Origin of the sequence: Falsihalocynthiibacter sp. S25ZX9 (assembly GCF_041205405.1) — a bacterium.
GTDB lineage: Bacteria > Pseudomonadota > Alphaproteobacteria > Rhodobacterales > Rhodobacteraceae > Falsihalocynthiibacter > Falsihalocynthiibacter arcticus.
The window spans coordinates 1-21451 of the sequence record NZ_JBGFCD010000024.1 but is presented as its reverse complement, the minus strand read 5'-3'; the positions used below and the strand labels follow the sequence as shown (position 1 = coordinate 21451).

25 protein-coding genes and 1 pseudogene are annotated in these 21451 nt (G+C 53.2%); 6 read left to right on the top strand and 20 right to left on the bottom strand.

Features of this window, described 5'->3' with window-relative positions; translation table 11 throughout:
• The 18 genes from AB9F29_RS19565 to AB9F29_RS19480 all read right to left on the bottom strand — a co-directional run bounded on the left by AB9F29_RS19565 (position 1) and on the right by AB9F29_RS19480 (position 11814).
• Complete coding sequence (locus tag AB9F29_RS19565) at positions 1 to 384, bottom strand: hypothetical protein (protein ID WP_369756923.1); 384 nt, start codon at positions 382 to 384, stop codon at positions 1 to 3.
• Complete coding sequence (locus AB9F29_RS19560; protein ID WP_369756922.1) at positions 384 to 791, bottom strand: hypothetical protein; 408 nt, start codon at positions 789 to 791, stop codon at positions 384 to 386. Before AB9F29_RS19560 ends, AB9F29_RS19565 begins: the two co-directional genes overlap by 1 nt.
• A gap of 82 nt (positions 792 to 873) precedes the next feature.
• On the bottom strand, positions 874 to 1272 hold the full coding sequence (locus tag AB9F29_RS19555; RefSeq protein ID WP_369756921.1) for a hypothetical protein: 399 nt from the start codon (positions 1270 to 1272) through the stop codon (positions 874 to 876).
• Complete coding sequence (locus AB9F29_RS19550) at positions 1269 to 1691, bottom strand: hypothetical protein (RefSeq protein ID WP_369756920.1); 423 nt, start codon at positions 1689 to 1691, stop codon at positions 1269 to 1271. The genes AB9F29_RS19555 and AB9F29_RS19550 overlap by 4 nt, the downstream gene beginning before the upstream one ends.
• A complete protein-coding gene (locus AB9F29_RS19545; protein WP_369756919.1) occupies positions 1691 to 2035 on the bottom strand; it encodes a hypothetical protein in 345 nt (114 codons plus the stop codon). Before AB9F29_RS19545 ends, AB9F29_RS19550 begins: the two co-directional genes overlap by 1 nt.
• Positions 2032 to 2235 carry a hypothetical protein gene (locus AB9F29_RS19540; protein WP_369756918.1) on the bottom strand — a complete coding sequence of 68 codons (204 nt, stop codon included), beginning with the start codon at positions 2233 to 2235 and terminating at the stop codon, positions 2032 to 2034. The genes AB9F29_RS19545 and AB9F29_RS19540 overlap by 4 nt, the downstream gene beginning before the upstream one ends.
• Before the next feature lies 1 nt (position 2236).
• Positions 2237 to 2533 (bottom strand): head-tail connector protein, encoded by a 297-nt coding sequence (locus tag AB9F29_RS19535; RefSeq protein WP_369756917.1) that lies wholly within the window; start codon positions 2531 to 2533, stop codon positions 2237 to 2239.
• Complete coding sequence (locus AB9F29_RS19530; protein WP_369756916.1) at positions 2530 to 3042, bottom strand: hypothetical protein; 513 nt, start codon at positions 3040 to 3042, stop codon at positions 2530 to 2532. The genes AB9F29_RS19535 and AB9F29_RS19530 overlap by 4 nt, the downstream gene beginning before the upstream one ends.
• A gap of 73 nt (positions 3043 to 3115) precedes the next feature.
• On the bottom strand, positions 3116 to 4435 hold the full coding sequence (locus tag AB9F29_RS19525) for a phage major capsid protein (RefSeq protein WP_369756915.1): 1320 nt from the start codon (positions 4433 to 4435) through the stop codon (positions 3116 to 3118).
• Between the two features lie 12 nt (positions 4436 to 4447).
• Positions 4448 to 5293: a head maturation protease, ClpP-related gene (locus AB9F29_RS19520; RefSeq protein ID WP_369756914.1), complete on the bottom strand. Its 846-nt coding sequence runs from the start codon at positions 5291 to 5293 to the stop codon at positions 4448 to 4450.
• Entirely contained in the window at positions 5290 to 6513 is a 1224-nt protein-coding gene (locus AB9F29_RS19515; RefSeq protein WP_369756913.1) for a phage portal protein, read from the bottom strand. The genes AB9F29_RS19520 and AB9F29_RS19515 overlap by 4 nt, the downstream gene beginning before the upstream one ends.
• Positions 6510 to 8216 (bottom strand): terminase large subunit, encoded by a 1707-nt coding sequence (locus AB9F29_RS19510; RefSeq protein ID WP_369756912.1) that lies wholly within the window; start codon positions 8214 to 8216, stop codon positions 6510 to 6512. The genes AB9F29_RS19515 and AB9F29_RS19510 overlap by 4 nt, the downstream gene beginning before the upstream one ends.
• Before the next feature lie 9 nt (positions 8217 to 8225).
• Positions 8226 to 8708, bottom strand: a complete 483-nt coding sequence (locus AB9F29_RS19505) for a hypothetical protein (RefSeq protein ID WP_369756911.1) — start codon at positions 8706 to 8708, stop codon at positions 8226 to 8228.
• 122 nt (positions 8709 to 8830) lie between these two features.
• Positions 8831 to 9178 carry an HNH endonuclease gene (locus tag AB9F29_RS19500; protein WP_369756910.1) on the bottom strand — a complete coding sequence of 116 codons (348 nt, stop codon included), beginning with the start codon at positions 9176 to 9178 and terminating at the stop codon, positions 8831 to 8833.
• Positions 9179 to 9328: 150 nt separating this feature from the next.
• Positions 9329 to 10099 (bottom strand): hypothetical protein, encoded by a 771-nt coding sequence (locus AB9F29_RS19495; RefSeq protein ID WP_369756909.1) that lies wholly within the window; start codon positions 10097 to 10099, stop codon positions 9329 to 9331.
• A gap of 2 nt (positions 10100 to 10101) precedes the next feature.
• Positions 10102 to 10689, bottom strand: coding sequence for a hypothetical protein (locus AB9F29_RS19490; RefSeq protein WP_369756908.1), 588 nt, complete (start codon positions 10687 to 10689; stop codon positions 10102 to 10104).
• 82 nt (positions 10690 to 10771) lie between these two features.
• Positions 10772 to 11377 carry a helix-turn-helix domain-containing protein gene (locus tag AB9F29_RS19485; protein WP_369756907.1) on the bottom strand — a complete coding sequence of 202 codons (606 nt, stop codon included), beginning with the start codon at positions 11375 to 11377 and terminating at the stop codon, positions 10772 to 10774.
• Positions 11374 to 11814, bottom strand: coding sequence for a hypothetical protein (locus tag AB9F29_RS19480; RefSeq protein ID WP_369756906.1), 441 nt, complete (start codon positions 11812 to 11814; stop codon positions 11374 to 11376). The genes AB9F29_RS19485 and AB9F29_RS19480 overlap by 4 nt, the downstream gene beginning before the upstream one ends.
• A gap of 373 nt (positions 11815 to 12187) precedes the next feature.
• Between AB9F29_RS19480 and AB9F29_RS19475 the strand changes: the two genes are divergently transcribed.
• The 6 genes and pseudogenes from AB9F29_RS19475 to AB9F29_RS19450 form a co-directional block, all read left to right on the top strand.
• Entirely contained in the window at positions 12188 to 12496 is a 309-nt protein-coding gene (locus AB9F29_RS19475; RefSeq protein ID WP_369756905.1) for a helix-turn-helix domain-containing protein, read from the top strand.
• Between the two features lie 225 nt (positions 12497 to 12721).
• Positions 12722 to 12961: a hypothetical protein gene (locus AB9F29_RS19470; RefSeq protein WP_369756904.1), complete on the top strand. Its 240-nt coding sequence runs from the start codon at positions 12722 to 12724 to the stop codon at positions 12959 to 12961.
• Entirely contained in the window at positions 12958 to 13374 is a 417-nt protein-coding gene (locus AB9F29_RS19465) for a hypothetical protein (RefSeq protein WP_369756903.1), read from the top strand. Before AB9F29_RS19470 ends, AB9F29_RS19465 begins: the two co-directional genes overlap by 4 nt.
• 151 nt (positions 13375 to 13525) lie before the next feature.
• The gene (locus AB9F29_RS19460) at positions 13526 to 13792 is read left to right on the top strand and encodes a helix-turn-helix domain-containing protein (RefSeq protein WP_369756902.1); all 267 of its coding nucleotides are present in this window, start codon (positions 13526 to 13528) and stop codon (positions 13790 to 13792) included.
• Positions 13793 to 14905: 1113 nt separating this feature from the next.
• Positions 14906 to 16504 carry an AAA family ATPase gene (locus AB9F29_RS19455; RefSeq protein WP_369756901.1) on the top strand — a complete coding sequence of 533 codons (1599 nt, stop codon included), beginning with the start codon at positions 14906 to 14908 and terminating at the stop codon, positions 16502 to 16504.
• 99 nt (positions 16505 to 16603) lie between these two features.
• A pseudogene (locus tag AB9F29_RS19450) lies at positions 16604 to 16825 on the top strand (transposase); the annotation flags it as partial.
• 111 nt (positions 16826 to 16936) lie between these two features.
• On the opposite strand, the gene AB9F29_RS19445 reads toward AB9F29_RS19450, so the two are convergent.
• Complete coding sequence (locus AB9F29_RS19445; RefSeq protein WP_369756900.1) at positions 16937 to 20056, bottom strand: SIR2 family protein; 3120 nt, start codon at positions 20054 to 20056, stop codon at positions 16937 to 16939.
• A gap of 163 nt (positions 20057 to 20219) precedes the next feature.
• Entirely contained in the window at positions 20220 to 21194 is a 975-nt protein-coding gene (locus AB9F29_RS19440; protein WP_369756899.1) for a tyrosine-type recombinase/integrase, read from the bottom strand.
• Positions 21195 to 21451 lie beyond the last annotated feature (257 nt).

Sequence of the window (21451 nt, the reverse complement as noted above, 5' to 3'; positions counted from 1 at the left end):
CTATTCGGAGAAGACCCCCAAGGCTTCGGACGCGATTTTCATCGCCGCCTTCTCCTCTTCCTTTTTTGCGAGGAGCTGCTCCGGCGTGTAAATGAGCCCTTCGATCAGCTCATTCTCTTTGCGCACCAGATCGCCATGCCAGAGGCCAAATTCAAACATGGCCTTCATCACGCCTTGCAGGGTGAACTTGTCGCCGCCCTCGCCCTGTTTGAGCGCCAGCAAAATCAAATAAGCGCGCACCTGCATCGGAGCGGAACCGTTGTTGAGCTTTTCGTAGTGATCAACAATGCCGCCGTGGCGGGCTTCAAATTGCTCTGCAACTTCATAAGTCGGCAGGAGGGAATGATCCCTCCCGCCGAACTCGATATGAACGCGACCGCGCATTAGACGACGGTACCGCGCGTGATTGTGCCGTCTTCGCTGAACTCAAGACTGTGCGACACTTCACCTTCCGTGGGCGCGGTAAGCTCGGTAATGGCAACCTTGAAGTTACCCTCCCAAGTTTTCCCACCCGTCTTACTGGACTCGATCCACAAATAGGCCGCACCGTCGTTGTCATGCGCATCCCACAACAGGACAATGCCTGCCGGAAGGGGCGCTTCGTCGCCAAACGAACAAGACCCCGAAATGCCCTCATTGCCCTGCGAAGATTTAGCGCCGTTTTTATACGCGGTTTTTGAAACGCTTTTGCCAAAATTGAGGCTCATATCCCCTTGCAGTTCGATTGCGGTTTTAGCACCCACAGACGTTCCATCGGCGGAGATATAGAGAAGATAGTCTTTGCCCGACATGTTGGGCCTCCTTTTTTTGATTTAGACACACGAATTGACCCGACCAAAAGGCCGAGCAAACAAAGGCGAACCCCGCCAAGGTTTAAGAAATCAGGATCGAATAGCGCAGGTGGCCGTGCTGGGTCACACCGTCCGCGTCTTTTTCATTGCTCATCGACTGAAACGACAGGGTTTCCCCCAGGAAGGCCTGCGCCTTCAAAAAGCTATGGATCCCTGCGAGCACTTCTTTGGCGCGCTTTTGCCCCCGCGCGCCTAGGTCCGCCCCCTTTGGTCGATGGAAATAATGGATCTCGCAACTGTGGCGCCCGCGCTCTTTGTTTTTCAGGCTGTGATCGGTCAGGCCAAACCCGTCGAGACGGATGAATTCCACCGGCGGCTTTTGCGGCGCATAATCAAAAACCTCGATCGGGTCCGCCGCCAGCGCCAAAGCTACTTGCTCTGCGATCCACACTTGAAAAGGGAAAGCTTGTTCAACGGTCATAATTTCCTCACCACGCGATCAAGCGCCTTTTGCTGGGCTTTCACAAACCCGTCGGCCTCGTCTTCAAAGACCTCTTCATGGATATTGCGCGCCGGTTGGCGGTAGGTGCCGTAGAAAAACATCCGCAAATAGAAAGCCGAGCGATGCGCGCCTGGCGTCAACAAGCCGACACGACCGCTCATTTTCTTTTCCGAAACAGAATGACGGTAAAACCGCCGGGCATTGCCAGTAATCCGCTGCATGCCGATCTTTCCGTGCCACAACGGCGCAAGCCGCCCCGCCGTGGCCAACCCCGCCATCACCCGCCGATACATGGTTTGGGATGAAATTCTCACCTCTTCGGTGGCTTCCTTGCGCAGGGCGCTCGGCGCATGCTTCAACGCGCGACGCAACTCTTTTGCTCCCCGAATTTTGGCCATCAGCTCGGCTTTCCAATCGCGGCGGAGAGCGTCAATTCCACCCGCATCCCGCTCAAATCCACAGGCGGCGACAGAATATTCATCACCTCCTGCGTTTCCAAATTGACCGCGCGCATCGCCTCTGTGATGGCCAAACCGCCAGCGAAATACCCAAAATGCAGGCGCACCGGTGGCATGGATGCAATGCCGCCCGCCGTTTGTCTTTCAACGGCGGCCTGAAAGGAGCGCAGCGCCTCAATCCGGCAATCAAGAACCATGAATTCCTGCCATTGAATTTCGCGCCCCCCGCCAGCAACCGGTGTTTCGACCGGATGCTCGATGCGGCAAATATCGGCGTAGATCACGGCTTTGGCTCGGGTTTCTCCTCAACGGGCTTTGGCTGAGTTTGCTCACCAAGGACCGCGACCTTGCGACCCACCAGCATATCAGCGATCGTTTCGGGAAGATCGCGCAACACATCGCCAACGGCACGGGTTTGGCCACTCACGGCCCGCGACTTGATCATCGTCACGGTTTTCGTTTTCACTTTGACTTTTTTAAGCATTTTAAGCTCCCAAGAAGTTTCGATAAGCTTCCAAAAGCATTTTATAGCCGTTTGGAAGTTCGGAATTTTTACCATCAGATGCCGCTCCTCGGTTGCGATAGAGAAATGCAACATGCATCAAAATGGCGATGCGAATGGGAGATGGAAGGTCCGCCCCATAATCGTCTGCAAATATACGGTTCACATGGTTTTGAGCGTGAACGGTTGCAGCCTCAAGGTATCCCGTCAGAAGCGTGTCATGCTCGTCATGGCGGACGCCAACTTCTTTTTTGGCGTCCGCAAGGCTGACTGCGCTCATTTCCCAGAGGTCGCTTTTTTCGTCGTCGCGCTTTCGGCTTTCGCAACCGCTGCCGTGCGCTCGTTCTCAAGCGTGGACTTCAAGGTGTCAGCTTCAGCCGCCATCGCGGCAAGATCGTCCTCGAGCTGTTTGCGCTCATCAGACAGGGCGGCAACCGCCGCTTTCAGATCGAGACATTCGGCATCCTGCGCCCCAACCTTGCTCGCCAAATCTTCTGCAGTTCCCTGCAGCTCTTCCAAAGTGGCCTGCGTTGCCGACAGTTCCTTCTGCAGCACATCCGCATCCTGAGCACTGAAACTGGCCGCTGGCAATGGCGCGAGGCTTTTCACCTCTGCGTTGAGTTTTTTCGCCTGCTTTTCGGTCAGGACCGTCGCCGCAGGAGTGGCACCTGCCCGCAAGCCTTTGAGAGCTTTGGCCACGCGCGGATCCCGCTCATCGACGTTATAGATCACGCCGAATTTAAACGTGCCGACCGCTGTGTGGCGCGTCGAATTCATTTTGATTAACATATGTCCTCGCACAATTTTAAGGTCACGCGCGCCGCCAATCGGCGCGCGTTGTTTCTTTCAATCCATCAATAGATTACACGAAGACAAAGTCGCCTTTGCACATGGCGAGCGCGCGTTTGATCGCCAAAGCGAGACGCTTCTGCGCCTTCATGGTCAGCATGCCTTCCACGAAATTTGTGCCATGCTCAGAAGAAATCAGCACTTCCGTTTCCTGCCGATCATAAATCGTGGCCGCCAGCGCAAGATCGCCGGTCAACCATTCGCCCGCCCCCATGCCAGAGGTTTCGACCACATCCTTGCCCCAGAGCGACGGTGAAGATTGCCCAAAAGCATTGCCGAAAATATAGCGCCCCGTCGTGTCCTTCAGAAGATCAATCGCCGCCCAATCCAGCGGGTTGAGCACAAAGGAAGACGCGATATGATCCTCCAGCGCGATCTGCAAAATCCCCAGGCGCAAGCGATCGATGCGCGTGGCATTGGGCAAGCCGGCAGCCGCCACAAAAGACGGCGCTTCGGTCAAAAGGCCGCTGTGGTTTTCGCCAAGACCATCGCCCGCAAGCAGCTGGTTTTCTTCTTCGAGGTCCAGTCCATAGCGCATTTCGCTGTCAATTTCGGTCTGCAACTCGTCGGCATCAGACATGGTTTCTTCGCTGATGTTGGTGACATGGGTGATTTTCTTCACCGGTGTCAGCTCTTTGTCCCAGCCGTAGGCCGAGGCTGGCGAAGTGCCCCCCTCAGCGGTTCCCGCCGCCTGGTTGTCACGCAAAACCTGTTTGCGGACATAGACACCATCTTTGCCGGTTTTGCCCTGCGTCAACAGCGACCGGATCAACAAGCGGCGGCGTTGAATGCCGATCGGCATCGTCTCTTCGTGGCGACCGATCAAGCCACCACCGGAACCCGCCGCCGTCGTAATCGCATTCTGGATCGTGACCGCCATCGTGCCCGTATGGCCATTGGCGACAAAGGCTTTGATCTTGTCCGTCTCGCCCGCAAATGCTTGCCCGAGGCTCAGCACTGGACCGTTCTGCCCCCCGCCAGCGCCGCCCTCGGCAAATTGCTGTGCGATGTCCTGCGTCTTACTGTCCAGCCCCTCAACCTGCGCCTTCAAAGCTTCCACAACTTTGTTCATCGCGCTCTGCGAGGTGAGCAGCTTGTCGGCAGTTTCCTTGGTTTCTGCAGACACTTCGCCGGATTTTTGCGCCTGCTTCAGCGCATCCTCTGCGGTGCTTTTCACCTTGTCACTGACGTCGGCCAATTTGGCACTGACTTCTTTCAACAAGGCCACGGTTTGCGTGTCGGCATCGTTGCGCGGCAGCATCATCACGCCCATTGGCAGCGCAGCCGAAAGGGTTGCCAGAGCAATGCTCGGCATTAAAAATCGTTTAGACATATTTGGTCTCCGTTAGATGTTGTTGATTTGAGTTAGGAGGCGCGTCGCCGCCTCATGAACAGCAGCGCTGGACGTGCTGGATAGGGCAGCGCGAGACGTGCCCCCTTTCATCGCAGCGAAAATCTCGCGCCGCGTGGCTTTGGTGACACCAGAGCGCGCCAGCAAAAGATCGGCTTTCTTTTGCGCAGCATGCGGCGTCAATTCGGTAGAATTCTGAGCGTTGGTTTCAACCTGATCGGAAGAAAGAAGATCATCCGCAAAGCCCTGATCGACCGCCGAGGTGCCGCCGATCCAGGTCTCCTTGTCCAACATCGCCGAGATCTTCTTACGGTCGATCGACGTTCGCGCGTGGTAAATATCAACCGCAGCTTCGTCGAAAGGTTTCAACCAATCGGCAACGTCGCGGAAGGAATGCTGATCTCCGGCACTCATCACCCAAGTATTGTGGATCATCAGAAAACTAGCGCGCGCCATCAGCAGATTGTCCGCCGCCATCGCAATCACCGAGGCCGCAGACGCCGCCATGCCGATGATTTTGACCGTGACCTCGCCTTTATGCTCCAGCAACAGATTATAGATCGCCAGCCCCTCAAAGAAACTTCCGCCTGGGCTGTTGATCACAACCTCGACCGGATTTGGGCCAATCCGCCGCAAAGCCGCCGAAATACGTTTGGCCGTCACCCCTTCGCCGTACCAATCAGCCCCGATCGGGTCGAGAATTGTGATTGTGTTTTCGCCACTCTCCCCTTCCGAGGCCATCACATCGGGGTTCCACTGATTGATCGCGCGCTCTGGAATGTCAGAGCGACAATTTGGGAGCGTGTTGAGGGTTGCCTTAGGCAATATGCGAAGTGTCATTTTTCACCTGTCATGAGTTTTTCAAGGGGAGCCAAAGCGGTCTGCGCGATCAGTTGATCCGCAGCGCCGCCACGTTTGGGCAGGTTGATCTTTGTGCGCGCTTCATCGGCGGACATAATGCCCGAGGTGCGCATTTTGGAGAGGAACTCCCCTTTCGCCACACTGTCCATCTGCAGCATGGCCTCGCGGTTATATTCAAAATACCAGCGCCGCCGCTTCTCGATCGGGATCAGATCGCGATTGAACCGCGCCTCATTGCGGCACAAAAGGGGATTGATCCCCGTTGTCAGCCAAGACAGCATGATCGATTCAACGCCCGACCCCCACATGGTTTGACCTTCAGAGGCATGGCCAATCACGATCGGCGGCGTGCCAAACCAGCGGCAAACATCTTCAACGCTAAAACGCCGCGTTTCCAGCATTTGAATATCTTCAGGATTGAACTGGAGTTGTTGAAACTCAAGAACCCCCGGAAGCGCCATGACTTTGCCAGCCTTCTTTGAACCGGTATAGGCTTCGAGCATCTCCTGAAGCTTTGCGCGTTGGGGTTCTGTCAACGATTGATCCGCCTTGAGAATGCCGCTGGCCATCAGGCCGTTGGCAAACACCGCGCCGGCAGTTTCATCCGCCGCCAGCGCCAAGCCCATGGAATTCGCGCCATAAGAAACCGCCGACAACCCCAAGCCATCGCCCGCGCCAAAGCCGCGCATATGCAGCACTTTTTCAGCCGGAAGATCATACTGGCGCCCGTTTTCCGTGACCCTATATTTGAATCCTGTCGGGATTCTCACGGGCTTAACATTATGCAGCGGTCTCAACCCGACGAGCCGTTTTCCCAAGAGTATTTTTTCGGAATAGGCGTTACCCGAGAGAAGCTTTTTGGCTTCCTGCCCTTCCCAATGCTCAACACCCGTCTGAATGGTGTTTGGTGAAAGCTTCACCATTTGCGACAGGTCGTTTTCAATTTTGGCCCGCGACCCATCCGATTGCTTCTCAAAGAGGTCCAAGGGCAAGGTCGAAACGATTTGCGCCGTCTTACTGACACAGGCCCAGACCGCTGAGACATTGAGCGCGGCCTTCTCGGATACTATTTTCCCAGCGGCAGACGTCACCCCGCTCGATGAAATTGCCTCGCTCGACGACAAAGACACCCAGCCGGATTCACCGCTGGCCAGTTCTTGGCGCACCACGCGCGTTGCCGCCTTCAAAAATCGGATCATATCACCATCACAGGGTTTGAGAGAAATTCATCCATGTTTGCTTTCATAGACGGCGAAGGATTTTGGCTCATCAGCATCACCGCATCAAAAAACGCCATCAGCGGATCGATCTTGCCGGAACCGGACAATTGCTTGGTCACGATCTGCGCGTTGCCGCGCATTTCCGCCCGCGCATTGCCGACGCACCAATTCATCAGCGCCTGGTCACAATGTTTGAGGGTGCCATTTTTCAGCTTGCGCGGCGCACCTTTGATCGCGGCATTGAGTTTGTAGCCCTGCGACACCGCCGCAAGTTGCGCTTCACTGATCCCCGCACCGATCAGCGCGTCGATGATTGCCGCTACGCCCTCCGGATCGAGGCCGATCGCGTTTTCGTCTGGAAGCAACCCCGCGTTGTTTAAATCCGCACATATTTCTGCAACGGCGGAAATATCTTCCACGCCATCACTCACGAAAACCAAATCGCCCGCCTTTTCGAAATCCTCAAGTTCCGCCACGATATTTTTGCGGCGCTCCTTCACCAGCTCGTCTGCGAAGGCTTTCGACCAACTCAACCAAATCTTCGTGGTTTTATGGCGGCCAATCACCGTGAGGCCCAAAAGGTCATCAAGGCCGCCGCCGTCAATCCCGACCACACAAACGTCGCAAACTTCCTTGATTTTCTCATAGGTTAGATTTTCGTCTTCCGAGCTGAGCCAATATTCGCCGCCGATCCACAGATCGGAATGCGTCCCTAGCCCGATTTGAATGTTCAAATGCTGCGAGGCCCAAAGGATTTTGTCCTCAAGGCCTTTGTCCATCGCCTGCCGAAACAAAGGCGTCAGCCGGTGAATCTCGATCGAGCGCCCAAGATTTGGCAGCACCATCGGCCAATACTTCGGATCCTGCCACAGCTCCCTCTTGTCCTTTTGGAAGGCTTCCGAGAACTCATAAAGAATTGGCAACAACCGCACCTCTTCTTTGATCACGCCATCCCGCACGCCGCGCGCATATTCCAGTTCCGATTTAAAAATGCCTGACGGCGGATCAACCGATTGCGTTGTGATCATAATCAAGAGCGTATCCGGCCGTGTGATCATGCCGCCGCGTATTTGCCCCAGAACCTTTTTCGCATAGTGGTTTTTGGCCATGATGTGCAACTCGTCCAGGATAACTAGGATCGGAATGGCGCCCGTCATCACCTTCATATCGAACGTCTTGATTTTCAGAACCGCACCAGTGATCCGGTGCTCAATCGTTTTGATATGCCCCCGCACCTGAAATAATGCTTTCAAGGTTTCATCCGCCTCGATCATCCCGATTGCTTGAGAAAAACAGGTGTCCGCTACCTCAAGCGACGGCCCGACGATCAGCATCACAGCATTAGGCACCAAATTGAGCACCAGCGCCGTGATCCCAAGCGCCGCCGAGTTGGTGGTTTTCGAGTTCTTCTTTGGCACCAGAACGAACAACTCGCCAATCAGACGCTCAGACGCGCCCTCAACATAGGCGCCAAAGGCTGCGCGCACGATATCGCGAAACCATTGCCCACCCGCCTGCGCCATGGTCGGTTGCCCGATCACATCCGGAAGGCGCAGGGAATTAAAAATCGCTTCGGCTTGATCCGCCTTCCTGGTGTCGATCGGCAACGCGCAAATCGGCGTTTCACCCGCTTTGAGTTTTTCCTCCCAATCAAGGCAAGCAAAGGAAAAATCTAGCGCCACCTCGGCCCCCTAATGTTTGAAATCCGAATAACTTGGCAAGTGCGCCGCAACCCCGCCTTCTGCATTTAGGGTGATGTCGCGCGCGTCTTTGCTTTGTTGCGCTTTTTTGCCCAGCGGCTTTTCCTTGGCCTTCCCGTCGCCGCGCGCTTTGCCCGCCAGAGCTTCCAACTCGCTGCGCTCTGCCTGCTTCAGCAGTTCTTTCATCGCGGCGACGTTTCCGCCCTGCGCTGCCTTGAACAACATCAGCATCACTTGCGCTTTGATTTCAGACACCGCGATCGAGGCGCCTTTCTTCAAAGATAGAAAATAATGCTTGCGCAACGTCGGCGCCGACAGGCCAAGCTCCTTGGCAATCTGCGCCTGCGTCCAACCTGCAATCGCTAATAGTCTGATTTTATTATGATTTTCACGACAAGCCACATGACCATCCCGCCCCGCCTTGCCATGGTTGTCCGGGATCGGATCGCCAAGCAGATCAAATTTCGCCGCCATGAAAAAAAACCTCTACGTGAGGGGAGACGGGTCGATATGCCCAAAAGCCCCTGAGTTTGACCCCACCCCCCTCCTCGCCGAGGTGCAGGATATTATCCAACGTTTTCAATGATGTGACAGCCTCACGCCAGACCGCGCTTCTCAAGACTTTGCTTCTCGCGATCGTGCCAGGCTTTCGCCACCGCTTGCAGGTTGCTTTCGTCCCAGAACAGATCGAGGTCGCCGCGATGGGGCTTGATGTGATCGACCACCGGACTGTTTGCCTCCGGATACTTGCCGATCAAAGCCACGCCGGTTTGCTGGCAAATGTAGCCATCCCGCGCCAAGATCTTCTGGCGCAGCTTTTGCCAGCGATAGCTCTTGATCGGGCCTTCCGAGCGCCGTTGCCCTTCGACCACCAACGGCACAGGCTGCGCCAAGCGCGGCTGCATCCGCGACAGGCGCGACGGGATTGTTTTCAAACGCCCCACGAGCGCGCGCCTTTGATGCGAACCGACAGCATAGAGATATCCAGAATGTGAGAAGCAGGCGGGACGCCCAAAAGCAAAAACGCCCAGACCGTTTCCGGAGGGCGCAGTTGGTGATATTATCGACATAAGTGGACGCGGATTAAATAAAGATCAACACAAATTTTGCCCCTCCGCCCACGAGAGGATCCGTGAGCCGCCCTTTTGCGCGCCAGACATCCGATCAAGACAGGCGCACAGCGCTCTGAAAACAATAGAAACATTGCCACCCAGAGACCAGCCGTGTGCCGTCAGAACTTCACTCAGATTTTTTTCCTGCAGGCAGACCATATCCACCAGAACACGGTCATAGATCATCACCCGCGTGCCGCGCGCCGAGGGGCGCACCCGTCGCACCACCATCGCCGCACCACTGCCAATCAGCCGCTGCTGGCGTCGGATTTCCTCGCCTGCCGCCAGCACAGCATCCATGAAATTGCCGCCCGATCCACCGCCGCCCATGGCCTCAAGCGACGAGCATTTGACCCCTGCTGAGCTGTGCCGCTCCACCAGATCACGATAGAACCGCCCGGCATCCATTTGCCGTTTGCTGAACATGTTGGCACCTTGGCTGCGCCGTGCTGCCTGGGCATTCATCACGTCAAAGATATCCGCCGCGCGCAACGCCTTGCGCCCCTCAAACCCCGAGCGCACCACCCGAATGTTGCCATCCTTAGTCACGGCGGTTTCAAGCGGTTCAAACCGCAACACAGGGCCACGTGCGGGTGCGGCGGGGATTTCTGGCCCACAGAGCGGCGGTACCGCACCGCGCGCCTTCACCACCGCAATCCGCGCCGCCTCAGCTTCCACCAACCGTTTTGAAACCACCCGCGCCACACCCGCTGGAGTAACCCGCACCACGCCACCTACCTCGATCTTTGCCATGTTCATGCGCCCGCCTCGTTTTTGCAATTTTCTGCCTCCAGCACCGCCAGCGCACGGCGCTCATAACCGGCATAACCCGCCATCCAGTTCAGATCCGACGGCAGCGCGGTATCGCGATCCTGCTGCGCCCGAATGCGATCCAACCGCCGCTTATTCGCGGCCCCGCGCTCACGCAAATTCCGCTCAGCATAAGACCCAAGAACATGCTTGCCCGCCTTCAAATCGGAATAGAACTCAACCAGATAGCCGCCCTCATAGGCGCGCTGCCCTGCCTTGGAGCCGATCAGGCTATGGACCATTTCGCTATCGCTCGCCTCAGGTTCCTGAAACCGTTTCGCGTTGTTGAGAAAGCTGATCTGTGACGGCCACTGGTCCCGCGCCTTGCCACCCGCCAAGCCGATCATCACGCTCTTGAGGCCTTTGAGGTTGGGCGCATCCATGTAGGCCAGAATTGCGGCTAGATTGTCGAGCATCTTGTCATGCGCCTCAACCGTGTCGCCGCGTTTGCGCTTCATGCCCAGCTCAATTAACGGCGCGATCAGAAGGTCGCGCACCCGCTCTTTGCCTGCCTTCAACTCTTCCGCATTCATCGCCTCAATCCTCTCCGCTCAATCTTCACTTGCCACAAACCCAACTCCAATAATTGGAGTCGGCTCGTCAAAAAAAGGGAACTCACTTTTTCCCAAGCCCTGCCCGCGTCATCTCATCCACCGACAACATCGCCTTAGCGATCAAACATTCCAAAACACGGCTCGGTATGGCCTGCGCATTTGGCCTGCCGCCACCCTTCACAAACTCGCAAACCTGCTTTGCTTCAAACTGCTCGGAGTTGGTGAAAAACTGCGCCTCGCGCGTCCGCGCATGGTTATTTACTGGTTTACTTACAGGTTTCTCTCCAGTGGGCTGGAGACGGCTTTGCCGCCAAATTGGAGACGGGTCGCCCCCTAGATTGGAGTCGGCTCCATCTCCAGTATTTGGAGACGGCTTTTGCGATTTCTCCATCTCGAAACCCAAAATATAGCGCGTCGGTTTTTGCCGTTTTGAGCCCTTCTCGCGTTCCCGATGGCGGGCGATCAATCCCTTCGCTTCGAGCGCATTGAGAGCGTTGTTCACCGTGCCGTTTGAGGACCCCGTGCAGCCCCGCAAATAGGCCTGCGTCGGGAAACATCCCTTCGATGGGTTGTGACAATCACAGAGGTGAAACAGGATGCGGAACTCACTTGCGCCGATCAAATTCGCCGGAATACCCGACAGCCAGTTGGTTGCTTTATGGCTCATCCTGCGGCCTCCGCTGCGTCGATTATATTGGTGATGATTTGCCGCGCCGCTCGCATTTCCGCGATAACCTCGGCACGTTCTTTGTCGGTCAATTGTTCGGGATCATCGCTTATTGCCGAAAACGCGCGGATCAGGGCGGAGTGCGCCTGCCCCGTCGCCAACGTGCTTTGCGCCGCCAGCTCCTTGAGGCAGCCATGCTTAACGCCCTCGCGCCCCGTGCGTTCAAACATGCGGTTGGTAATCGGGAATGCGCCGACGAAATCCTCCACCGCAACCGCAGCATCCACCGTGACGCCGATAATGCCGCTGCACATTTTGGAAACCGTGCCCTTTGAGCCTGTACCATAGCGGGCCTCAAGAACCGCCGCAACGGCATCAACGCCGCCCGCGCGGCGCACGAGCCCGTCGAAAATCCCGCGCGTAACTGGATCACCCACTGGAAACCTCGTTTCTTTTTAAATGTTGGGAAATGCCCTCAAGGTTGGGGCAGAGAACTTTCCTTTCGAGACCCGAACTAGACAGCCGCAAAAGAAGATCAGCGGAAATATCAAAACGCCTATTCTTACCAGTGGTCAAAATTATGCTTAAGTACGGTGCCGGAATGCTATTTTTTTGAGCCCATTTATGCACCCTTCCTAAGGATACACCCACGTCTTCAGCAAATGCCGCCCGAGAAGGCCACAATGCAATCAACTCTCTGAAAGTAGAAAAATCATCCATTCGCCACAATTAGTGGAAGAATTTACCATTAGTCAATAGTGGACAAAACATCCATGGAAATATCTTCCATACATAGGCAATAATTGAAGTATGAAAAACATCAAAAACACCCATACATCTCACAACCCTTTCCATCCGGTTCTAGTCGGGGAACGGCTCGCGGCACTTAGAAATCACTACAATTTGAATAAAGCAGATTTCGCCGATTCAGTGGGAATTGATCGATCCAGCTACACCAAAATTGAAAATGGGACAAAACCCCTAAAAGCCGATATGGCTTATATTATTGCCGAAAAGTGGGGGATTTCAATGGACTTCATCTACCGTGGCCGCTTGACAGAACTGCCTAAGAACCTCGCCGACGCCTTAACCACAATACAACGCGGCGAGAAGCTGTAAACTTTATCAATAGACAGGCCTGTTAAGTTAGACACCCAAAACAAAACACGCTCTCCAAACCCATAGCTACTCAAATCACCCTACCCCATGATTGCTTCAAAATAGTATTGCGCCAAGATTTGGCCGATATCACACGGCATAGCAATGGATGTTTTGTCCATAATTTTATTTGACAGTGGAAAAATCGTCCATTAGTGATCTTTCATCAACCCGATGGAGGTCTTTATGTTTCTAGCCGATTTACCCCGAGCAACAGCGCAAGCGATAGTGGCTACGCCTGACAAAGCGCTGAGCAATGAAGAACTTGTCCCAACCCACGCCCTTCGCTTCCTCGCCAAAGGTGGCCCAGAGCGCGTTTTCGGCGTCGTATCTTTGGAAGATCAAGCCGCGCTCGCGATGTACTTGCCAGACGTCATCGGCGAACTGCTCGCCTATCGCGCCCAAAACGCGGCGTCGCGCACATGATCGATCTAGAACACATTCAAACCTGCCTCGGCTCGCTGCAAATGCGCACCGAAGAAGAGCGCCCCAGCCATTTTGCAAGCTGGGTCGTGGAGCAAGGCGGCACATGGCCCGTCATGCCGCGCGGCGTGGCCCATTTGGTCGAGGTACAGCTTTTTGAAATCACCGGACTTGGCGCCTCCTCGATTGAGGCCATCCACGACTGGATGAAATGCGCCAATCGCCGCGTCGAAACCGCCGAGAAACTGAACACCGCACGAAACGCACTGCGCGACGCAGCCTCAATCAGCGACGCCGTAGTTCACGCCCACTGCCAGACCCTAAAGTCCCTTGGCACCCCAGAAGACAGCCACCTCGCGCGCCACCTAGAGGCCGCGATCGCCAAACAAAACCAACCTCAGCCGATCCAAGCCTGAAAAGGGGTCGGCCACCTCGGCCGAAGGTACCTCCTCCCGCCTTCGGCCCTTTTACAACCGCGCGCGCAGCCACTTCACTCACGGAATTTTCGGCTGCGCGCCAATATTTAGCTACAGCAACAGAGGCAACGACATGAACCAGCAGCCCCACATGAGCGCAATGCAAACCGAAATCACCGAAGCAGTAGAGCGCGCAACGGCGCCCCTGTTTGCTGACATTCGCGAACTAAAAACAATGCTGTCCCGCGCCCTAACGCCCGACGACAAAGCCTACTTCAGCATTGATGAAGCCGCGAAGATCCTAAAACTAAAACCCGACACCCTCCGAACCAAATGCCGCAACGGATCCATCCCATTTGAACGCGAAAAAGGTGGCCGCAAAATGCTAATCCGCCGCGACGTGATTTTGGCGAAGTGATAGCGTTGCTCGAACGTCAAAAGATTATTGTCCAACATACAAGAAATGCTGCCAGCGACACGAACGGCCCTAAGCGGCCTTTCCGTCCCAAGAGCCGTCATCCAACTTAAAGTGATAGGCCTGCGCGGCATTCCGCGCAGGTTCGATCGACTACTGGGTCAGAAGGGCAAATTAACGAGAGCCCTCTTTCATTTTTTTGGGGGGGGCTTGCTAGATTTGCTAGGCTTGAGGGACGGTGTATTTCCTGGTGTGGTTTTGTTATCCCGGCGACGCTGATCCGGTTTCCCTGTTGATTTTGCTGTCGGCTTTGGTCCTGGTTTAAGTGCCATGAATGCTATCCTTCTTTGGTTAAAGAAAATTAATCCTGCGCGTACCTTCTCACTTGGCTTTAGGATACAGTTATACTGTGTAATAGTCCGCACGAGTGCTGGCTGAAGTCAAGGCTGAATGGATATTCATACAGTACCAACACTCCACGAAAACCGGCAAGCGGGGCCGGAGGCACTTTGCCTTCCTGTACCTATGAACGGCGGTGCGGGCGATCGAGTTATTACGTCTGGACGAAGATTCTGAGCGCCTGCTGTCGGCATGGACTGGCGTCAGCTTCGGGCCGGAAGTGCCGATTGCGGGGCGGTGGAATGCATGTCGAGGAAGGTCCGCTGTCTGCGTCGCCCGACCGGTCCAGGGCGGCGCGCCGTGCGGCAGCTTCCCTGCGCATCGCTGCCGTTCGTCTAGGCCGCAGCGAAAGTCCGGTTTCCGCCAATTCTGTTGAAAAACTCTTTGCTGCGTCTGCAAACTTTTAAAAATCAGAAAGCTGTTCTTTGTTGGTGAGGATATGCCAAGAAATATTGGAAGAATTTGAGAGAACCAGAATACAATTCTGTCAAATTTGACATGAACGCCCGATATCGGAGTTTTTCAACAAAATACGCCCTTTGTGTTGAATGACACAAACGGCCCAACGCTGCCGTTCGCATGCTTGCCCGACGCTGCGCTGCAGATTCCCTGAAGCGGACACTCACTGCCAGTGCAAGGCGCGGGCAACGCTAGATCACCTTGCAAACTTCGGTTATGTACAAGCTGAGTTCCAAATCAACGAATATAGGGTTTCGCATGCGCATTTCTCAAGTTGAAATTAAGAAATTTAGACGTTTTGAAGAGTTGACAATTCGGAACCTCCCTCAGACATCAAAGTTGATTGTCATTGCTGGGCCCAATGGTTGCGGGAAGTCTTCGCTCTTTGATGCATTCCTTTCGAGTTACCGTGCCACGACAGGAATTGGCTCAAAGAACGATCCCAAATACTATGATCGAAAAAGAGAGGGGGCTTCTACTGCTGCGGGTAGAAGCGTCATCCTAACCACCCATGACAATGCTAATATTGTAAGAGGCTCTGTGTATGTACGCAGCGCATATCGAAACGATGCAGAATTCGTTACGCGATCGCTCAGTCGACAAGGTAATGTGCTGGATAGTTCAAATTTGACGCGCTTGATCGAATTGGATGCCACCGTTGCCAATAATTATCAACGCCTAGCATCTCAGGCTATGGAAGATGTCTTCGCCAAAGAAGACGGTGCCACTACAATTTCACAGTATCGCGATAGGCTAGTAGGCGAAATAAGTGCCCCTTTGAAGCGCATTTTTGGGGGCTTGGAATTTGTCGGATTGGGCAACCCTCTGGACAATGGCAGCTTTCTTTTTTCTAAGGGAAATTCGAAGAATTTCGACTACAAAAATCTTTCGGGAGGTGAGAAGGCTGCTTTCGATCTAGTTCTAGATATCGTTGTGAAACGAACCAGCTATCCTGACGCAATTTACTGCATTGACGAACCGGAACTTCACATGAATTCGAAGCTTCAAGGGGCACTCTTGGAAGAGTTGCTGGCGCTTATTCCAGACAACTCACAGCTATGGATCGCGACGCATTCGATAGGTATGATGCGAAAAGCTCGCGAAATCTACGACGCTGACACTTCAACCGTAGCCTTCCTAGACTTCGGGGATAAGAACTTCGACCAAATCGAAACAATAGAACCGGCAAAACCCAACCGAGAATTTTGGACACGAGTGCTGGAAGTCGCGCTTGATGACCTTTCGGCTCTGGTAGCTCCCTCCGAGATCATAATCTGTGAGGGCAATCCTACGGGCGGCGTTCCGGGAAAGAACAGCGAATATGATGCACATGTCTACGGAAAAATTTTCGGTGAGGAAAAGCCGGACGTCAAATTTATATCCGCAGGAAACTCGATTCAAATTCAAAGCGATTTCATTGGGCTGGCAACCCAGCTCCCCAACATAGCAAAGGGAATTAACGTTGTACGTTTGATTGATCTTGACGATCACTCACCGACGGATGTTATAGGTTACAAGACACAGGGGATCAATATACTTAGCCGCCGCCATCTCGAATGTTACCTTTATGATGATGAAGTGCTTTCCGCTTTGTGTAATTCAGTCGGAAAACCCGAGCTGACCGACGATTTGCTGCAAGCTAAAGCCACCGAATTGCAAAGTGTGATAACGAGAGGCTTTCCGGAAGATGATCTCAAGAAGGCTGCGGGCAAGATTTATACTGAAGCAAAACGAATTTTGTCATTGAGACAGGTAGGCAATGACAAAAATGCATTTGCGAAACAAACACTTGCACCTCTGCTCGTTCCTACCATGTCGACCTATCGAGAGTTGAGGGCCAACATATTTGGCGACTGAGTCTGTAAGGGCAGTTGTCGTTCATCAAACATCGCCCAATTTTTGTCGGGTCTTGGTTTTGTTTTGCAGGGGCAGCGAAAGGCTGCCCAATTACGCATGCTTGCCATCCAGCACATCCAACCCGGAAAGCCGCAGCAGAACGCCTACATTGAGCGCTACAACCGCACAGTCCGGCACGAATGGTTTGACCAACACATTATTGAAAACATAGAGGAGGCACAGGACTTCGCCACGCAATGGCTATGGACTTACAACAATGATCGCCCGAATATGGGCATCGGCGGCATTACACCCGCCATGAAACTGAAAATGGCCGCGTGAGTTCTACGACCGCGCCCCGCTAAAAATGGGGGGATTACCCCGGCCCTTATCGGACCATGACCGATAGTTTAGTCGCTGTAGCGCAGCTTACCCAGACCGGGCATTCGGGCGCTAGGTATCTTTTCTCAGCTTCACAGCTATTGGTCCCTTGCGAGTGTATTCAACATCAAACACGACGTCCGCCCCCACATTCAACGTATCCCATTGATCGTCTTCACTTTTGGAGGCTGGTCCAAAAATATCACGCGGGCAATCTCGCATGCTAACGAAGACATATGATCCAAAAGAACTTTTAAGCGAACCTTTCCGCGCCATGAGGAACTCTTCCAACCATCGTTCCGCCCTACCGAGTTGTGGGTAGAAATCACCTGGAGCTCTATCGTTGACCTCATCTGCTAATTGGTAAGCGCCGTCGAAATCGTGTCTTGCGAAAGCAACAGCAGAAGCAATGAACCGAGCATAGTACTCTCGATCACCATGTACAAATGACTGTGCAAGGAAACGATTTGCATTAGCGTCTTCCAAACTCTTCGAGGTTGAAAAGTAAATATTGGCAATCAGCAAGTTAACAGATCGCTCCGAAGGATCTCGCTCCAACGCTTCTCCCAGAACCTTCAGCGCGAGATCATTTTTATTGTCTGCAATATACCTTTTGGCCAAACGCTTCGCCACTCCAGAGCCCCTTGGCATCTTTACCCATGCCCTTTGTAACCGCTCCGTAGAGGCCGCGGTATCGCCCAGAATTTCTTTTAGCCTAGCCTCGGCTTCCAAAAAATCTGGATCTCCTGGATACATATTGAATGCGCGGTGAAGGGCACGTTCAGCCTGATCTATGGCATCAGCCAATTCGTCTTCGTACACTTCGCTTGGGTTTTTACGAAGCTTCTGCAAGGCATCAGCTGCACTGTCGACTCTCAATCGAGCACGGCTGCCCAAAACATATGCATTGCTCTGATCTGGAATCTTATCAAGAGCGGCACGGGATTGCGACCTGAGTGAATGGCGTGCAAACTCCGAAGATGTCTCAAGGGCTTTTCTACGTAGAATCTGCGCTTCAGTATGGCGAAATGAATGATTGCTGGGTTCCAGCGATAAAGCCTCAGCCACAGCGGCTTCCGCTTCATCAAGACTACCACGAGTATGGGTGTATTCAAAGATTGCTCGCTGTTGAGAGATATAAGGTCTGGAGGGGTTTCTACGAACCGCAATATCATAGACTTGTCGTGCAAGAGTTACATCCTCAAAAGTTTCTGCAAGGTTCCGCCCCCGAATGAGTTGCGACAGTGCAATGTCATCCGAACGATAACTTGTGTCTAGCCCGTCAATTACGCGAGAAATCTGATCTCTACGATCCGCATCAGAACGGCAGATTTGGTTGAACACCATCTCAGAAACTATGGGATGGCGAGAACGGTACTCCCAATCTCCAGTGATCGCGTTTTGCTTGGTGAATACAAGGTCTTGCAGAGGCTCAAAGAGCTCAGTTTCGAAGTCCCGAAAAGAAATCCCAGAAATTCTGGAGATCACGCCAGCTCGTACTGGCACATCAAAGCGATGCAGCGTGCAAATATCGAGATACAGCGCCTGTGCACTTTCAGGAGAAACTCCCGAATACTCGTCTCCAACAATTTCTTCGAAAGACTTGCCTCTCGTAATCTCATAGAGCGCCACGAGAAGCTGCCGATCCAAGCGTTCGACGATCATTTCCCTCTTTTTGTCGTCGGGTTCGCCTTGTAGAATTCCTTCGCAACTGTGCTTCTTTAGTTTGGCCAGTAGCTCGACAACTTCTTTCTCCGAAAGGTTCTTCAATTCAAAGAACTCAGGTCGGTACTTTTCCAGTCGCTGGCAGTACATCGACCATTCGTTCTTCCGTTCCGCCGTCATTATTGTCACCGGTATCTGCTCGGCACTAGACAATGCCAGTATCTCTTCGATTTTCGTGCTGTTTAGGCCGGCCCTGTCGAGAAAAACGTAAATTCTCTTTCCTGAAAGATTAAACAGTTCGCGGATGACGTCGGATCGAAGTTTTGAATCATCATCCATCCAAATAACGAATTCATTGAACGAAACTGCCAGCTCCCATGCAGCACGCATAAGCGCAATACTCTTTCCATATCCAGCTGCGCCTTGGATCACCCCGAGTTGAGCAACTTCGTCATTTTCACTAACTATATACTCCAACAATTGAAAAGATGCCCTGCGTTGCACATCAAAATCACGAGCTATATTTCCCCAACGTTGATCATAACCAGCATAGAACCTACCAGGATCAACATCGTCGATTTGGAAACCTGCATGAAGAAAGGTGACCTCATTCTGGAACGCATATTGCGTTTCATCAGATTCCCTTTCCAGGACTTTGAAGTGCTTGCGATACGGGCGTTCTTTGACGGACTCATCCTGTGCTGGAACTCTCATGAGCGGAGGCAAAGCCGTTTCTAATCCCGAGATAAAATCCGAAAATGTGCCCTTGATGGTTTCAACCCGCTTGTCAGACCACATTTGACGTTCTTCAGGCTCAATATCAGGAGACACCAAATAAAAAATTGGTCTTGATTTGCTCCGCGGATTCTCAACGAGTCGCCGGATGTGCAAATCATCCAAACTATGACCGCAGAAGACAATTGGGTATTCCCGCCCCCAGCTCTCCAAGCGGGCATACAAATCCTGCCTGTTGTTTTCATGATCATTGTAGGAGCTTGGCGTCAAGACAAGTGGTATCTCTTTGTCATGAACGTGATTTATGCACCCATGAAGTTTGATGAATTCCAGTGGATGTGAATGGCGTGAAAGCATTGTCTCAATCGGTTCATCATCTTTTACCCGAGTTACAAGTTTCTGTAACCTATCCAAACTCCCCTTGTAGCCGTCTTCGACGAGAAGATCGTAGTTTGTCGTAACAATTGCGCGCCACCGAAACTCGCCTAACTTTCGATGGGCTTCTGTTGGGCAGAAAGGCTCGAAGAACTCTCTTAGCCATTGGTAAAAAACACTCGTCCCAGCTTGAGATAGCGCCAGTTCAGCAACGCGCATCAGATCCATTTTTTTAAACTTTGAGCTCAGGAATTCGTCCGCAATGGCCCCAGACAATTGACCCGCGCTTGGCATCTTGCGACCATCTGATGTTGAGGAACCCAGTGAAGCACCGGAGCCAAGAAAAAGGATTGCTCGCTGCTCTCTCATCGCGTCGACCAATCCGTTTGGAATGGAAACTACCTTTTTTCGAGCCAAATGACTTCCCCCAATAATAACTTTACACAATCGTAGCAGTTGAAGCTGAATTGGCTAGCTAAATGCTTAGAATTCGCAACCGGCGGCCAAGGTACTGTGTCCGCTTTTGCCCCAACTTTCTTTGCGCCCCGCAACTGCAACGAATGGCCGAGCTCCGCCGACATCATCCCAAGCGCTGCGCCAATTGCTCCGCTGTTTCGTTGTAATAGATCTGCAGCATTCGAATGTCTTTATGCCCAACAACACGCGCTAGGCTCAACACGTCGAGCTTGGACGCCATCCGCGTGATGGCCTCGTGCCGGCTATCGTGAAACGTCAGGTTCTTGATCCCTGCCCGATCGCGCACGCGGCGAAACAGAACGTCCAGATTGGCGCTGGTCACGGCGAAACACGACTCACCCGCCTTTGCAGTGGGTAGCGCCTTCAGAAGCGCCACAGCGGCAGTTGAGAGCGGGACAGATCGCCCTGTGCCGTTTTTAGTCATCTCCAGCTTGGCAACGCGCGTCTCAAAATTCACATCATTCCAAACCAGCCCGACAATTTCTCCGGCGCGCATGCCGGTCTCGATCGCAAATTGAAATGCATGGATCGCCCGACCGATCTGCACGCCCAAATCGCCACCACCCTTTTCAATCAACAACGCAATTTCTTCGTCGGAAATCCGTCGGTCCCTGGGGTTGGGCTTGGTGGGTTTCCGCACGTCCGTCATGGGGTTAACTTTGATGATCCCCCATTCCTTTCGCGCAATGCTAAACACGCCCGACAAGAGGGTCATTTCCCGATTTACGGTGCCGGCCGCCACTTCGCTCAATCGCATGTCGCGCCAATTCGCAATGTCGATCGGTTGAACATCGCGCAGGACAACATCCCCCAAGGATCCTCTGGCAATCTTTTCCAGACGCAGCTGCTCCCACTTCGCACCCCGCTTTGACGGCGAGACTTCCCGCGCATAGCGCAGCAACGCATCGCGCATGGTCTCGGTCGATCCCGAAACCTCTCCTTCTCGAATCAAGAACTCTTGGCGCGCGGCCCAGTCTTTGGCATCAACCCGCTTCTCAAATGACTTTGATTTTCGTATACCTTGCATGGCGACTTGCGCCTGCCATTTGCCGGTTTGCAGCTTTTTAAAAGACGCCATTTCAAATTCTCCCGCTCGGAAAATTCGTAATTCGTTCGTAGTGACATGTCAATTTTAATGGTTTTTAGTGCATTTCAGTACGAAACGCCCACCATAAACCCCTGTATAACCTTATATAAACAAGGGATATCACTGTTTAAGGGGAAAATATTGGTGCGGTCGAGAAGCAACGTTTTACTAATAATTTCATTTGGTTGCAAATAAATTTCGTGAAAAATTCGTAATTTCGTTTGGTGAAATTATTTTGAAATGAACGA